Annotated in this window: 15 protein-coding genes; all 15 read left to right on the top strand. The window is 39.7% G+C overall.

Features of this window, described 5'->3' with window-relative positions:
- Positions 1–5: 5 nt before the first annotated feature.
- The 15 genes from GBI66_RS14165 to GBI66_RS14095 all read left to right on the top strand — a co-directional run bounded on the left by GBI66_RS14165 (position 6) and on the right by GBI66_RS14095 (position 15,626).
- Positions 6–263 carry a FeoA family protein gene (locus GBI66_RS14165; RefSeq protein ID WP_004722330.1) on the top strand — a complete coding sequence of 86 codons (258 nt, stop codon included), beginning with the start codon at positions 6–8 and terminating at the stop codon, positions 261–263.
- Complete coding sequence (locus GBI66_RS14160) at positions 253–2,082, top strand: ferrous iron transporter B (RefSeq protein ID WP_151716549.1); 1,830 nt, start codon at positions 253–255, stop codon at positions 2,080–2,082. The genes GBI66_RS14165 and GBI66_RS14160 overlap by 11 nt, the downstream gene beginning before the upstream one ends.
- Before the next feature lie 125 nt (positions 2,083–2,207).
- Positions 2,208–2,612, top strand: coding sequence for a hypothetical protein (locus GBI66_RS14155; protein ID WP_004699723.1), 405 nt, complete (start codon positions 2,208–2,210; stop codon positions 2,610–2,612).
- Between the two features lie 80 nt (positions 2,613–2,692).
- The gene (locus tag GBI66_RS14150) at positions 2,693–3,997 is read left to right on the top strand and encodes a TolC family protein (protein ID WP_004699724.1); all 1,305 of its coding nucleotides are present in this window, start codon (positions 2,693–2,695) and stop codon (positions 3,995–3,997) included.
- Complete coding sequence (locus tag GBI66_RS14145; RefSeq protein ID WP_004699726.1) at positions 3,997–5,487, top strand: efflux RND transporter periplasmic adaptor subunit; 1,491 nt, start codon at positions 3,997–3,999, stop codon at positions 5,485–5,487. Before GBI66_RS14150 ends, GBI66_RS14145 begins: the two co-directional genes overlap by 1 nt.
- 14 nt (positions 5,488–5,501) lie before the next feature.
- The gene (locus GBI66_RS14140) at positions 5,502–8,636 is read left to right on the top strand and encodes an efflux RND transporter permease subunit (protein ID WP_004699728.1); all 3,135 of its coding nucleotides are present in this window, start codon (positions 5,502–5,504) and stop codon (positions 8,634–8,636) included.
- Positions 8,637–8,669: 33 nt separating this feature from the next.
- On the top strand, positions 8,670–9,032 hold the full coding sequence (locus GBI66_RS14135; RefSeq protein WP_004699729.1) for a copper-binding protein: 363 nt from the start codon (positions 8,670–8,672) through the stop codon (positions 9,030–9,032).
- 146 nt (positions 9,033–9,178) lie between these two features.
- Positions 9,179–9,613, top strand: coding sequence for an arsenate reductase (glutaredoxin) (arsC, locus tag GBI66_RS14130; protein WP_004699732.1), 435 nt, complete (start codon positions 9,179–9,181; stop codon positions 9,611–9,613).
- A gap of 59 nt (positions 9,614–9,672) precedes the next feature.
- Positions 9,673–9,993 carry a metalloregulator ArsR/SmtB family transcription factor gene (locus GBI66_RS14125; RefSeq protein ID WP_005206992.1) on the top strand — a complete coding sequence of 107 codons (321 nt, stop codon included), beginning with the start codon at positions 9,673–9,675 and terminating at the stop codon, positions 9,991–9,993.
- A gap of 6 nt (positions 9,994–9,999) precedes the next feature.
- Entirely contained in the window at positions 10,000–10,473 is a 474-nt protein-coding gene (locus GBI66_RS14120; RefSeq protein ID WP_005206993.1) for an arsenate reductase ArsC, read from the top strand.
- Between the two features lie 7 nt (positions 10,474–10,480).
- Positions 10,481–11,524: an ACR3 family arsenite efflux transporter gene (arsB, locus tag GBI66_RS14115; protein ID WP_005206994.1), complete on the top strand. Its 1,044-nt coding sequence runs from the start codon at positions 10,481–10,483 to the stop codon at positions 11,522–11,524.
- Between the two features lie 5 nt (positions 11,525–11,529).
- Positions 11,530–12,234 carry an arsenical resistance protein ArsH gene (gene arsH, locus GBI66_RS14110; protein WP_000174605.1) on the top strand — a complete coding sequence of 235 codons (705 nt, stop codon included), beginning with the start codon at positions 11,530–11,532 and terminating at the stop codon, positions 12,232–12,234.
- Between the two features lie 17 nt (positions 12,235–12,251).
- Entirely contained in the window at positions 12,252–13,205 is a 954-nt protein-coding gene (trxB, locus tag GBI66_RS14105) for a thioredoxin-disulfide reductase (protein WP_151716548.1), read from the top strand.
- A 101-nt stretch (positions 13,206–13,306) separates the two neighbouring features.
- Entirely contained in the window at positions 13,307–14,374 is a 1,068-nt protein-coding gene (locus GBI66_RS14100) for an ArsO family NAD(P)H-dependent flavin-containing monooxygenase (protein WP_151716547.1), read from the top strand.
- A 76-nt stretch (positions 14,375–14,450) separates the two neighbouring features.
- On the top strand, positions 14,451–15,626 hold the full coding sequence (locus GBI66_RS14095) for an MFS transporter (protein ID WP_119055238.1): 1,176 nt from the start codon (positions 14,451–14,453) through the stop codon (positions 15,624–15,626).
- The last annotated feature ends 120 nt before the right edge of the window (positions 15,627–15,746 follow it).

The following is a 15,746-nucleotide window of genomic DNA, read 5'->3' as shown; positions in this document are numbered from 1 at the left end:
AGACAATGAATTTATTTCAAGTAAAGCAAGACCAAATTGTAAAAATCATTGATCTTAAAAAGGGTGATCAGTATCAAGATAAAAATGATCCTGTTCTAGAGCGTTTAGAACTGCTGGGCTTTAGAGTAGGTGAATCCTTACAAGTACTTGCAAAAGGGCTTTTTGGTGGTGACCCCGTATTGGTTCAAATTGAAACCTCACGTTTCGCATTAAGAAAAAATGAAGCAGAACGAATTTTTGTAGAGATTACCAATGAACACTAAAAATATTGCACTCGTTGGTAATCCCAATTGCGGTAAAACATCACTTTTTAACACCCTCACAGGGACTCGTCAAAAAGTTGCTAATTATGCTGGGGTAACGGTAGAACGGAAAGAGGGTTTTTTTAAATTACCTTCTGGCGATACTGTACGAGTACTGGATTTACCTGGGACTTACAGTTTAAAGCCAAGTAGTTTAGATGAAGAAGTAACTAGAGCAGTCTGTTTTGGCGAGTTAAAAGGTGAAGTTATACCTGATATTTTTGTATGTGTTGTGGATGCTACGAATCTTCATCTTCATTTAAGTCTTGTACTTGAAGTCAGAGCTTTAAACAGACCAATGTTACTTGTTCTTAACATGATGGATGAGGTTAGAAAACGTGGTATCTCGATTGACACATCAAAATTATCTCAGCTCTTAGGTATTCCTGTTGTTGAATCGATAGCTGTAAAGACAAAAGGGATTCAGGGTTTATTAACGCAGTTAGACCAAAAAAATTTGTTTATTTCCCCTTATCATTCTGATCTAAATCATTTCGACCAAATCAAAGATATTACAAAACAGGTCATATTGAAGAATGATAATGGTGATAAACGAGCGGCTTTCTTAGACAAAATATTCTTACATCCATTTTTTGGATTATTAATATTGACCTTTACCATGTTTGTAATGTTTCAGGCTGTTTTCATTTGGGCTCAACCATTAATTTCCTTTGTTGAGGATTCGATTTCATGGTTTGGTGGGGCGATAGGACCTCTGACCACTCATCCACTTTTAAGAAGTTTGGTCGTTGATGGTGTAATTGCAGGTGCTGGTAGTGTACTCGCGTACATGCCTCAAATTCTGATCTTATTTTTCTTTATTTTAATTTTAGAAGAATCGGGATACTTACCTAGAGCTGCTTTTTTGTTAGATAAGCTGATGTCTAAAGCTGGTTTAAGTGGGCGTTCATTTATTCCACTACTTTCGAGCTTTGCTTGTGCAATTCCCGGAGTCATGGCGACTAGAAGTATTAGCTCTGAAAGAGATCGTTTAGCAACGATTATGATTGCACCTTTAATGACTTGTTCTGCACGATTACCTGTATATGCTTTGCTGATCGCTGCATTCATTCCAAATAAGTTGGTTTATGGTTGGCTCAGTTTACAAGGTCTAGTTCTGTTCGGGCTTTACATGTCAGGAATCGTATCCGCTTTATTGGTTTCTTTATTCCTGAAATTAGTCAGAAAAGATAAAACTGAAAGTATTTTCATTTTTGAATTACCTACATACCGTATTCCAGATGTTCGAAATGTAGCTTTGGGGCTTTATGATAGAGCAACTATATTCTTAAAAAGAGTTGGTGGAATTATTGTCGCACTTTCTATTTTATTATGGTTCTTGGTAACGTTCCCTTTACCACCTGATAATCCAACAATGCCACCAATCAATTATAGTATTGCTGGACAGTTAGGGCATCTAATCCATCCAATATTTGCTCCGATTGGATTTACTTGGGAAATTTGTATTGCTTTGATTCCTGCAATGGCAGCTCGTGAAGTGATTATTGCTGCGTTAGGGGTGATCTATGCAATGTCTGGTGATGAAGATGCAGTTACCCAGACTTTATTATCTCAAATATCTGGTCCGGATGGATGGGGGCTAGCGACAGGTATGTCATTGTTAGTTTGGTTTATCTTTGCCCCGCATTGTTTAGCAACACTAGCGACCATTCGAAGAGAAACAGGGAGTTGGAAACAACCAGTCGTAATGGCTGTTTATCTCTTTTCATTGGCTTATTTATTTTCCTTTATAACTTATCAAGTTATAAGTCGGTTTTAATTTAGAAGGCGGTTGTTGATATAAACCAACAACCGCTGTTTAAAGAATTAGTTTAATTAATTATAGGATTGTTATTTACAGGATAATCTGTAAAACTAAAAAGGTTAAATTTTGGTCTTGATGTTATGCACTTGTTAAGGACATGCTTATCGCTGTTTTTATCTTTTGCTATCCTAATTGTAGGATCGGCAGCAGCTGCTGCATCTGTACATAGCCCATGTTTAATGTCATCTCAAGATACACAATCCATGCAAATGATGAATTCTGAAGATCATGAAAAAGCAAGTGCTATGCACATGGATTGTATGAAAGCTGAGGTAAAGATTAAGAAGCAATTACATGATCCATCATGTATGTCTAAGCAAGATTGTATTATGTCATTTTCTAAAATTGCATATACATCTACAGCGCTGGATGTTTTGCAGTCGATGATTTTTTTACCTGCGGAACAGTCTACTTTTTCTCCATTAAATCAAAATTTCATCTCATCTGATCTTTCCAATTTATGGAAACCCCCACGCTTTAACTAATTTGATGATTCTTCATCATTCATAGAGTTTTCTATGGGTGTTCTGCACGTGCGCGTGTACATCATTTTAGAGCTAAAAATATGAACTTTAATAAAGGAAAGCTGTCCCTAAAATGGGGTGGATGCTCGATTGCGACGATCTGTTTTTTCTTGAGTTATGGACATGCTTATGCCCAGCCACTGACTTTGGATACAGCATTGAAGCTTGCTGAGCGATATGCGCCTGCTCTAAGAGCTAATAGTGCTCAGATTGAAGGTGCTGAGAATATAGTTTCAGCTTCAGGTATTTTGCCCAATCCTAAACTATTTGTGGGTCTCGATAATTACCCTGTATCAGGTGATGCTGCATGGTCTGTCACACAAGAGGGGATGACGATGCAAAAGATTGGCATCATGCAAGATTTTCCAAATCGTGCCAAAAGATTAGCTGAAGTTGAATTAGCAAAAGCTGAATTGGGTTCAGCAAATGCTCAAACAGAAATTCTGCGAATTGAGTTACGTCAAAAAGTAGCATCGGCATGGCTTAAACGTTTTTATCTTGAGCGTAAACTGGCGTTATATGATGACCTTCTTTCAGAAAATGGATTGCTATCCCAGATTACACAAACACAGGTTGCGTCTGGTCGAACCATGGTTGCTAATACAATTTCCCCTAGGCTGGACAAAACTATTTTGCTTGATCAAAAAGATGATTTGCTTCGAGATATAAATAAGGCAAAACTAGAATTACACCGATTAATCAGTGAGGATTCTAGTGGTACAACTGAAATAGAAAGTTTGCCTACCCAAGAACCTATAATTAATTTTGATACATCACGTTTATATCATCATCTGCATCAACACCCTGAACTAAAAGCATTCCAAGCAGAAAAGCAAACTGTTGAAGCAAAGCTTAAGCAAGCCCAAGCCCTTCAAAAACCAGATTGGGGTATTGAGCTTGCCTATCAGCATCGTGCTCCTGAATTTGGAGATATGATTGGTGTACAACTGACAACAGAACTACCAATATTTTCAAAAAAACGTAGTGGTCCGCTCATTCAGGCAGCATTAGCTGAACAAAATCGGATTACAGCAGATCAGGAGATAAAATACCGCGACCATCTCACCATGTTAGATGAGGGGCTATCGGATTTAAAAGCTCTTGAAAGACAAATCCAACGTACCGTTCAAAGTACACTTCCTTTGGCTAAAGAAAAAGTAACTTTACAGTTAGCAAGTTATCAGGCTGGTAAAGCCAATTTGTCAGATGTCATTGAGACACGACAAGCATTACTAAATCAGCGATTACGTCTCATCGATTTACAACAACAGCAAGCAATTATCAAAGCCCAGCTCTATTTTTCTTTTGTAGAACCCACCTTAAACCATGCTGAGGAGTCAAGATAATGTTAAAAAATAAATTGGCATTTGTAATTGCTGGCTTGATTGTGGGCAGCTTGGGAGTCGGTAGTGGGATTGGATATTGGTATGCGCATCAAAATGATGAAAAGCAAACTGTAAGTGATCAGGCAACTGCTAAAGTGTTGTACTGGTACGATCCAATGAAACCAGAACAGCATTTTGATAAGCCAGGGAAATCCCCTTTTATGGATATGCAGTTAGTCCCTAAGTATGCGGATGAAAGTACTTCTGGAATAACTGAAAGTGCAGGAGTAAAGATTGATCCAGCTCTTCAACAAAATCTAGCCATTCGTTATGCCACAGTCGAACAGGCTGTAATGGGCAATACCTTGTTAACCAATGGCATATTACAAGCGAATGAACGACAGGTAGCAATTCTGCAAACACGAGCAAGTGGTTTTGTTCAGCGTGTTTATGGCCATGCAGTCGGGGATATAGTGACTCAAGGGAGTCCGATTGCTGATATTTCAATCCCTGAGTGGACTGGGGAACAGACTGAGTTTTTGGCAGTACTTAAAATAGGAGACCGTTCTCTTATTCAAGCAAGTCGACAACGCCTACAGCTTCTGGGAATCCCACCAAATGTGATCCATCAAGTCGAACGGACACATCAAGTACAGTCTAATATGACTTTGAGTGCTCCTTTGAGTGGATTCATTGACTCACTAGAAGTTCGTAGTGGAATGGCTTTAGCTATGGGGCAAACACTTGCCACCATTAAAGGCGTGAATCCAATTTGGTTAGAAGCAGCAGTGCCTGAAACGCAAATTGCTGGGATAAAGCGAGGAGATAAAATCGAAGCAACTTTTGCTGCGTACCCTCAAAAAGTGTCTGGCAAAGTCATTGATATTTTACCGACATTAGATACTACAAGCAGAACCATAAAAGTTCGTATTGAGTTACCCAATAGAGAGGGGCAACTCAAGCCCGGAATGTTTGCTTCTGTCAAATTTTCCAACAATCCTCAAAGCAGTTTAGTTGTGCCAGAGCAAGCTGTTATACGTACAGGTACTCGTAATATTATTATTGTCGCACATGAAAAAGGGCGTTTCGAACCTGTTGTTGTACAGTTAGGACAGAGTGACGGAAATAAAATAGCAATTCTACAGGGTTTGAACGCTGGTCAGAAAATCGTGATTTCGGGACAATTCCTAATTGATTCTGAGGCCAATTTACAGGGTGTACTGGATAAGCTGAACACTGGACAATCGATTACATCATCTCAAGTGACTAAGGCATCAATATACCAAGGCATTGGTAAAGTGGAAAAAGTTACAGCTCAAGACATTACCATTTCACATCATGCAATTGCTGAATTGGGGTGGGGGGCTATGACCATGAGCTTTAAACAACCAGTACAACCATTTACCCAAATTCAGCAAGGCGAGCAGGTCAGTTTTCGTTTTACACGTGTTGGGGATGCTTATGTTATTTCTGACATTTCCAAGATGTCTATGACATCTATGCAGAACTAAACGGGAGAACCATTATGATCGCCCGTATTATTCGTTTTTCAATTACAAATCGAGTATTTGTCTTATTAGCTGCTGTAGTTCTTGCCGTTTGGGGAACTTGGGCTGTCAAGAATACTCCGGTTGATGCTTTGCCAGATCTGTCTGATGTACAAGTGATTGTGCGAACTAATTTTCCCGGTCAAGCACCACAAATTGTTGAAAATCAGGTGACTTATCCTTTAACAACGACCATGTTATCAGTACCCGGTGTTAAAGCTGTTCGGGGCTATTCTTTTTTTGGTGATTCGTTTGTTTATGTCATTTTTGATGAACATACTGATCTTTATTGGGCACGTTCTCGTGTATTGGAATATCTCAATCAAATACAAGAAAGAATGCCTGCAAATGCAAAATCTTCATTAGGACCAGATGCTACAGGTGTTGGTTGGATCTACGAATATGCTTTGGTTGATCCAACAGGGCAACATGATCTCTCACAACTGCGAAGCATACAAGATTGGTTTTTGAAGTATGAACTGAAGACAGTACCAAATGTGGCTGAGGTCGCCACAATTGGGGGGATGGTTAAACAATATCAAGTTGTTTTAGACCCAACCAAAATGGCAGCATTCGGTATAACTCAGCGAAGCATAATTGAAGCAATTCAAAAGGCAAATCAGGAAACTGGCGGTTCAGTCCTAGAAATGGCTGAAACTGAATATATGGTGAGAGCTTCAGGTTATTTAAAAACATTAGAAGATTTTCGGCAGATTCCGTTACGTACAAACGATTTAGGTGTTCCAATCACTCTTGGAGATGTTGCAACGATTCAACTCGGTCCTGAAATGCGTCGTGGAATTACTGAACTCAATGGACAAGGGGAAACTGTTGGAGGTGTTGTGATTTTACGTGCTGGTAAAAATGCACGTGAAACCATTACTGCTGTAAAAGAAAAACTTGCTGAATTACAACAAAGTCTACCGAAAGGTGTACAAGTTGTTTCTGTGTATGACCGCAGTCAATTGATTGATCGGGCGGTAGAGAATCTCAGCCATAAATTAATTGAAGAGTTTATTGTAGTGGCTTTGGTTTGTGGGCTATTCCTCTGGCATTTACGTTCAGCAATGGTTGCGATTGTTTCTTTGCCTTTGGGAATCTTGTCAGCCTTTTTATTGATGTATTATCAGGGACTAAATGCCAATATCATGTCATTGGGTGGGATTGCAATCGCGATTGGTGCTATGGTTGATGCATCTGTGGTTATGGTCGAAAATGCACATAAGCATATCGAAGCTTGGCAACATGAACATCCTGATCGAGTTTTAGAAATACAAGAGCGTTGGGACATCATTACACGTTCTGCCAGTGAGGTTGGGCCTGCTTTATTTTTCTGTTTACTCATCATTACTTTATCCTTTATTCCCATTTTTACTTTGCAAGCACAAGAAGGACGATTGTTCTCTCCATTGGCATTTACTAAAACTTATGCCATGGCTGCTGCTGCGGGGCTATCTATTACATTGATTCCAGTTTTGATGGGATACTGGATTCGCGGGAAGTTACCATCTGAACAACGGAATCCATTAAACCGTTTTCTCATCAAAATATACCGTCCTATGTTAGATAAAGTCTTAGCTTATCCAAAGACAACGTTATTAGGTGCGTTACTCATTTTTCTTATCAGTCTTTTTCCTTTAACGCAATTAGGTGGAGAGTTCCTGCCTAATATGGATGAAGGTGATTTACTGTATATGCCTTCAGCTTTACCGGGATTGTCCGCAGCAAAAGCTTCTGAATTACTTCAACAGACTGATCGAATGATTAAAACTGTTCCAGAGGTTGCCACTGTATTTGGTAAAGCTGGGCGAGCAGAGTCGGCTACAGATCCTGCACCTTTAGAAATGTTTGAAACCACGATTCAGTTTAAACCACGATCTGAATGGCGTTCAGGTATGACACCAGATAAGTTGATAAAAGAACTGGATAAAGCTGTTCAAGTACCGGGTTTAACAAATATCTGGGTGCCGCCTATTCGTAACAGAATTGATATGTTGGCGACCGGGGTTAAAAGCCCAATCGGGATCAAGATTTCAGCAAATGATTTGCAAGATATTGATCGGGTAGCACAACAAATTGAACAGGTTGCCAAAAAAGTGCCCGGTGTTAGCTCAGCTTTAGCTGAACGACTCACTGGTGGGCGATATGTTGATATCGATATTAATCGAATGGAAGCTGCACGCTATGGTCTCAATATCACCGATGTACAGCAAATTGTGTCATCAGCAATTGGTGGGGAAAATATTGGTGAAACTGTTGAAGGGTTAGCAAGGTATCCTATTAATGTACGTTATCCGCGAGAAATTCGAGATTCACTTGAGGCATTAAGAAATTTACCAATTCTGACTGAATCAGGTCAGCAAATTGTTTTGAGTAGTGTTGCCAACATTCAAATCACAGATGGTCCTCCGATGTTAAAAAGTGAGAATGCTCGTCCAAGTGGTTGGGTCTATGTTGATGTACAAGGACGTGATTTAGCCTCCGTTGTTCGGGATTTGAAACAGTCTATTGACCAACAAGTGAAACGCTCTGCGGGTATGAGTATTAGTTATTCAGGTCAATTTGAATTTATGGAAAGAGCAAATGCTCGCCTAAAGGTAGTAATACCAATCACTTTGATGATCATTTTTCTATTGCTGTATCTGATTTTTAGACAAGTACAAGATGCTGCTCTGATTATGCTGACTCTACCATTCGCTTTAATTGGTGGTATTTGGGCAATGTATTTCAGTGGTTATAATTTCTCAATTGCCATTGCAGTAGGCTTTATTGCACTTGCCGGTGTTGCCGCAGAGTTTGGAGTGGTCATGTTGTTTTATTTAAAGCAGGCGATAGAACATGCTCAACAAAATTTATCATCTTTAACTGAGCAGCAACTCAATGATGCCCTTCGTACAGGGGCAGTACTACGGGTTCGCCCTAAAGCGATGACTGTAGCTGTCATTCTGGCGGGTTTGATTCCTATCCTTTTAGGAACTGGAACGGGCTCTGAATTGATGAGTCGTATTGCTTTACCTATGGTTGGGGGCATGATTTCAGCTCCACTTTTATCAATGTTTGTTATTCCCGCTGCATATCAGCTTTTAATCAAAAGAAAACTATCAAAATCTTGATAGTTTTCTTATTTCGTTCAAAGAGGTTTTATTATGTTTAAATTTATTAAAATTGTCGCTCTTGTTGCCACTGTTACTGCGTTAAGTGCATGTAGTAAAAATGAGGCGTCAGAGCAAAAGAAAGCGGAAGCGCCTATGGAGCAGATGAGTAAAGAATCATCTACAGCAACGACAACTCAAGCAGTTGGAGTGATTACGGCTATTGATACGAAAGAAAATATTTTGACACTCGATCATGAGGCAATTCCTGCGATTAAATGGCCTGCGATGACCATGGGCTTTAAAGTTGCTGATCCTGCATTATTGAATGGGCTTGCAGTAGGGCAAAAAGTTGATTTTGAATTAAAGGCTGAGGGAGAAACATACACAGTCGTAGCTGCTAAGTTAAAAAAATAGGATGATTTAGTAGATAGAATTTTGATAGTAATGAGGTTCTTTTCAAAAGAGCCTTATTCTCTAATAAAAAACAAAACATATGGTATTGCATATATATGGTAATTCGAATATAAAGATATTATAAATTATCAAAAGAGCTCAATTCGATGACAACTTCATCAACTGTGACGATTTATCACAACCCAGCTTGTGGGACATCTCGCAACACTTTGGCTTTGATCCGTAATACAGGGATTGAGCCAACTGTGATTGAATATCTCATTACACCACCTAGTCATGACGAATTAGTTAAATTGATTCAGGATGCAAAATTAACAGTAAGAGAGGCCATTCGCCAGAATGTAGATCCTTATCGGGATTTAGACCTTGATCGTAGTGATTTGAGTGATGAGCAGTTACTTAGTTTTATGCTTGATCATCCAATATTGATTAATCGACCATTTGTTGTTACTGAATTAGGCACTCGCTTAAGCCGTCCTTCTGAAGTTGTCTTAGATATTCTACCATTACCTCAGAAGGGTGCCTTTACGAAAGAGGATGGTGAAAAAGTGATTGATGAAAATGGTCAACGAGTGAATTAAAAATTTTACTTTTTGTATGTGATTATCCGCATATCCAAATAAGTGAATGGGAGTTAAGAATGGACCAAGTTAATTTTTTTAAATGCTTATCAGATGAAACTCGACTAAATATCGTGACTTTAGTCGCTGAGAATAAAGAATTATGTGTTTGTGATTTGACTGAAAAGTTGCAACTGAGTCAGCCAAAGATTTCTAGGCATTTAGCGTTATTGCGTTCTTCTGGTCTCTTACAGGACAGGAGACAAAGCCAATGGGTGTATTACAGCATTAATCCGCAATTACCAATGTGGTGCCATGACGTTCTGAATCTTTTGGTAAGCAGTCAAACCATAGCGAATAAAGCTTCCCAAAATATCCAAATAAATAGTTATTGTGAGTAACAGAGTATGAAATTTCTTTTTTTGTGTACTGGAAATAGTTGCCGTAGCATCCTGTCAGAAGTTCTTTTTAACAGCCGCGCGCCTGAAGGGTGGATAGCTTACAGTGCAGGTAGTAAGCCATCAGGGCAAGTACATCCATTGACCATAGAAACTTTAGAGAATCTTGGTCTTTCAACAGATGGTTTGTGGAGCAAAACCATTGATGACTGTGAACAATATCAACCTGACGTGGTGATTACTGTTTGCGATTCAGCAGCTCAGGAAGCGTGTCCACTATATTTGGGTGGAGCGATCAAGGCCCATTGGGGCTTGGCTGATCCTTCACATTTAGATTTGCCGAAAGAAGAAAAATTAAAAGCATTCCAAGTTACTGTTGATCATATCAACCGCCGCTTAGACGCTTTATTGGCAATAGATACAACTCATATGTCTCGCCCAGATTTGATTGCAGCAATCAATCAAATTTCGCATATTGAATGAGAACATCATGGCTCAACAAAGATTATCCTTTCTAGATCGTAACCTCACTCTATGGATTTTTATCGCCATGGCATTGGGGATTGCGATAGGTGTGTTCTTTCCGCAAGCCTCCGTCGCTTTGGATAAAATGAGTATTGATTCTGTCAATATTCCAATAGCGATTGGTTTGATTCTGATGATGTATCCACCGTTAGCCAAAGTGGATTATGCAGCGCTACCACAAGTGTTTAAAGATAAAAAAACTTTAACTTTGTCACTGGTACAGAACTGGGTGATTGCACCAGTACTGATGTTTGCATTAGCCATTATTTTTTTGCATAGCTATCCAGAGTACATGACAGGCTTGATCTTGATCGGTTTAGCTCGCTGTATTGCGATGGTTTTGGTGTGGAATGGTTTAGCCTGTGGTGATAACCAATATGTAGCTGCATTGGTGGCATTCAATAGTATTTTCCAGATTTTGTTTTTTAGTACCTATGCTTGGTTATTTCTGACTTTCTTACCGCCATATTTTGGTGTTGCAGGGCAAGTGATCAATGTCGATTTCTGGACGATTACCCATGCGGTATTAGTGTATTTGGGAATTCCATTTTTCCTTGGCTTTATTACACGATTCACTCTAGTGAAAGCTAAAGGTCTTGATTGGTATCAAAATGTCTTTTTACCTAAGATCAGTCCACTGAGTTTGTTGGCTTTATTATTCACGATTGTGGCGATGTTTAGCCTCAAAGGGAACGATGTAGTGAGCTTGCCACTAGATGTCTTACGTATTGCCATTCCATTGACGATTTACTTTATCGTGATGTTCTTCATTAGCTTCTTTATGAGCAAATGGATGGGGAATGACTACCCTAAAACAACAGCAATTTCATTTACTGCTGCTGGGAATAACTTTGAGTTAGCGCTGGCTGTAGCGATTGCAACCTTTGGTTTAGCTTCACCTGTGGCATTTACCACAGTGATTGGTCCGTTGGTTGAAGTGCCTGTATTGATTGCTTTAGTTAGCGTGTCTTTATGGCTCAGAAAAAAGTTTTTTAAAGAAGAGGTGTAATTTCTATGACTCTCCCGAATGTAGATATGAATCTTTTGGATCAACCTACTTTAGAAAAAGTACAAGCTAAAGAGCTGGATCATCCACCACGTATTTTGCTGCTGTATGGCTCTAACCGCGAACGTTCATACAGCCGATTGGCGGTGATGGAAGCAGGGCGTATCTTGGAGCAGTTTGGTGCTGAAGTAAAAATTTTTCATCCGAAAGGTTTGCCCTTACCTGAAGACGCGGACACTGAGCATCCAAAGGTGAAAGAGTTACATGATTTACTCGCTTGGGCAGAAGGGATGGTGTGGTGCTCACCTGAACGTCATGGCTCAATGAGTTCGATTTTTAAATCACAAATTGACTGGATACCATTGGCAGGTGGTGCAATTCGAGCAACGCAAGGAAAAACTTTGGCATTGATGCAGGTTAGTGGCGGTTCGCAGTCCTTTAACAGCTTAAACCAGATGCGTATTTTAGGCCGTTGGATGCGCATGATCACCATTCCTAACCAATCATCTATTCCAAAAGCTTTTTTAGAGTTTGAAGAAGATGGAAGGATGAAACCTTCATCCTTCTATGATCGAATTGTCGATGTAATGGAAGAACTATATAAGTTCACCTTGCTCACTCGTGGACAAAGTCAGTACCTCACAGATCGTTATTCAGAGCGAAAAGAGTCGGCAGAAGAATTATCTAAGCGTGTCAATCAACGTAGCTTATAAACTTTAGGTGATTAGAAATGCAAAAGAGACATTCTAAATTAGTGATCTTAGGTTCAGGACCTGCGGGTTATAGTGCTGCTGTATATGCAGCACGCGCAAACTTAAAACCCACATTAATTGCGGGTATACAACTTGGTGGTCAATTAACAACGACCACTGAGGTAGATAACTGGCCGGGTGACTCAGAAGGTTTAACTGGTCCTGTACTTATGGAGCGGATGCAAGTCCATGCTGAACGCTTTGGCACAGAGATTGTGTATGACCACATCAATGAAGTTGATTTAAGTGTCCGTCCATTTGTGCTTAAAGGCGACATGGAAGAATTTACTTGTGATGCACTGATTATTGCTACAGGTGCGACAGCACAATACTTGGGTCTTGAATCAGAAGCTAAATTCATGGGTCAAGGTGTCAGTGCTTGTGCGACTTGTGATGGTTTCTTCTATAAGAACCAAAAAGTTATGGTCGTGGGTGGTGGTAACACCGCAGTTGAAGAAGCGCTTTATCTTTCTAATATTGCTGAACATGTCACCTTAGTTCATCGTAGAGAGAGTTTGCGTTCAGAGAAAATTCTACAAGATCATCTTTTTGCCAAAGAAAAAGAAGGCAGAATTAGTATTCTTTGGAACAATCAAGTTGATGAAGTCTTAGGTGATAATACTGGTGTTACTTCAGTTCGCTTGAAGTCAACTTTGGTCGGAAGCACACAAGACGTTGAAGTTCAGGGCTTATTTGTTGCTATTGGTCACAAACCGAATACAGGTATGTTTGACGGTCAACTTAACCTACGTGATGGCTACATTCAAGTACAAAGTGGCACTTCAGGTAATGCAACAGCAACCTCTGTGGCAGGTGTGTTTGCTGCGGGTGACGTTGCTGATAGCATTTATCGTCAAGCAATTACCTCGGCAGGCTCAGGCTGTATGGCAGCTTTGGATGCCGAAAAGTATCTTGATCAATTGAGCAATTGAAAGACTCATTTAAACGTTTGAAAATTATATGAAATACGCCCAGTCTGTTGCAGACTGGGCGTTAAATTTTGATTATGACAATAAATAATAGGAGAGATGCTTTGACTCAATTACAAGCTGAAGTCGATGTAGTCATTATTGGTGGTGGTCAGGCAGCACTTGCTACAGCTTATTTCCTCAAACGTAAGAAAATTCCATTTATTATTTTAGATGATCAATCTCAGGCGGGTGGTGCATGGTCACATGCTTGGGAATCGCTTCGTCTTTTTTCTCCAAATACTTGGAGCTCGTTGTCAGGCTGGATGATGCCAACAACTGAACAAACCTACCCAACGCGAAATGAAGTGATTGACTACTTGTCGGCATATGAGCAACGCTATCAATTTACGATTATTCGACCTGTTCATGTCGATCATATCGAACAAAAAGCTGGTTACTTAGATGTTTATGCTGGTGATCAATATTGGCGAGCAAAAGTGGTGATCAGTGCTACGGGGACATGGAGTCAGCCTTATATTCCGCATTATGAAGGACATGAACGATTTGAAGGATTACAAACGCATTCAGCACATTATGTAAATGCAGAGCCTTTTATTAATAAAAAAGTGATCGTAGTTGGTGGTGGTAACTCAGGGGCACAAATTCTTGCCGAAGTCTCAAAAGTTGCCGATACCACTTGGGTCACAGTAACACCACCTCAATTTTTATCTGATGATGTTGATGGGCGTGTTTTATTTCTTCGGGCAACTGAACGTTTAAAAGCCCAACAGGAAGGTCGTGTGATTGATCAGCCTGTTGGTGGTCTAGGTGATATTGTCATGATTGACAGTGTAAAAGAGGCACGCGAACGTGGCGTATTGCATAGCCGAGAACCTTTTACTGCATTTGAAGAGAATTCGGTTATATGGGCTGATGGTTCAACACAAGCTGTAGATGCTGTGATTTGGTGTACAGGGTTTAAAGCTTCATTGAATCACTTAAGAAGTCTTGATGTAGTAGAACCTGATCAGACAGTTGCTGTGAAAGATGGACGCTCAATAAAAGTAAATAACCTTTGGTTGGTTGGCTATGGGGAATGGACAGGCATGGCATCTGCAACATTAATTGGGGTTTCTAGAACAGCAAGAGCAACGGTAGATGAAATAGATGCTTATTTGGCTAATGTTTAAGAGCTATGCATTTTAAGGCAGTGTATAGATAGGTTTGCATTGCCCCTCAATACTTTATGGATATTTCTTTATTGTGATGCTACTTCATTCAAAAAAATACAAACTCATTGCTGTCATGGGCTTCACGCAGATTCTTGCGTGGAGCTCCACTTTTTATTTACCCGCAGTACTAGCTAATCTTATTGCCAAAGACACAGGATGGTCTCTAACTTTAGTGATTGCTGGGTTGTCTTGGGGATTTATAGTTACAGGTATTTGTTCTCCAAAAGTTGGGCGGTTTATCGAGCAATTTGGTGGAAGAAAAGCACTGTCTATTGGTTCAATATTCTTTGCTGTCGGGCTGATATGTTTAGGGCTTTCTACTCATCTACTTATTTATTATTTTGCGTGGACAATGCTCGGTATTGGTATGGCATTTGGCCTGTATGATGCCGCATTTTCAACATTGGGTCGATTACTTGGTAAAGATGCAAAAACGGCGATTGTTGGTGTGACATTATTAGGCGGTTTAGCCAGTACCATCGGTTGGGCGCTAATTGTATTTTTAGAAGGCTTATACGGTTGGAGAATCAGTTGTTTTATTCTGGCATTGTTTCATCTTCTTCTAGGTCTACCGTTGCATTACTTTTTACTTCCTAGAGAAGAGCAAGGCACGGAAACTCATGGTAAAGAGCTCAATAACCAAACCACGGGACACAAAGAAGATAATCGGCTATTTATGTTGGTGGCCGCTATTTTGACAGTACAATCTTTTGTAGTGGCGACAATTTCAGTCCATCTATTATCGATGCTAAAAACAATTGGCTTTAGTTTATCAACAGCCCTTGCGATTGGGATGATGATTGGTCCCGCGCAGATCTTAGCGAGATTGCTGGAGTTTTCTTTGTTTAGAAACATACATCCTAGTTGGTCGAGTCGTTTGGGTGTATTGATTAGCTTCTTTGGTCTCTTTTTTTTGTTCGCGGATGGATATGTCTTAGCTTTGCTTGGTGCAGCTTTATACGGCGCAGGGAATGGTATTCTTACAATTATTCGAGGCACATTACCTCTAGCACTATTTGGGCAGGAGGGGTATGCAATTAGAATGGGTCTATTGGGGCGGCCTATCATGATTGCTTTGGCTTTCGGACCTCTCATCTCTGCGTTTATTCTTGAAAAGTGGGGAATCAATATCTTATTAATAATTTTAACTGCTTTAGTTTTTATCACCTTGCTTGGTACGCTGAAATTACCTATCCATCAACAAGACTAAATAGAGCAAGTTTATTTTTTTGAATCTAATTCTAGAGATTATAATATTTTATACTTTAGTTGTATTTTCTGTTTTTAAATAAATAATAGTATCTTAGCTATTAGGTTAAACTCTTAGCGA

The organism is Acinetobacter sp. TUM15071 (assembly GCF_008980925.1).
GTDB classification, from domain to species: Bacteria; Pseudomonadota; Gammaproteobacteria; order Pseudomonadales; family Moraxellaceae; genus Acinetobacter; species Acinetobacter dispersus.
Note: the sequence above shows the minus strand (reverse complement) of the source record. Positions and strands in the feature narration are given on the sequence as shown.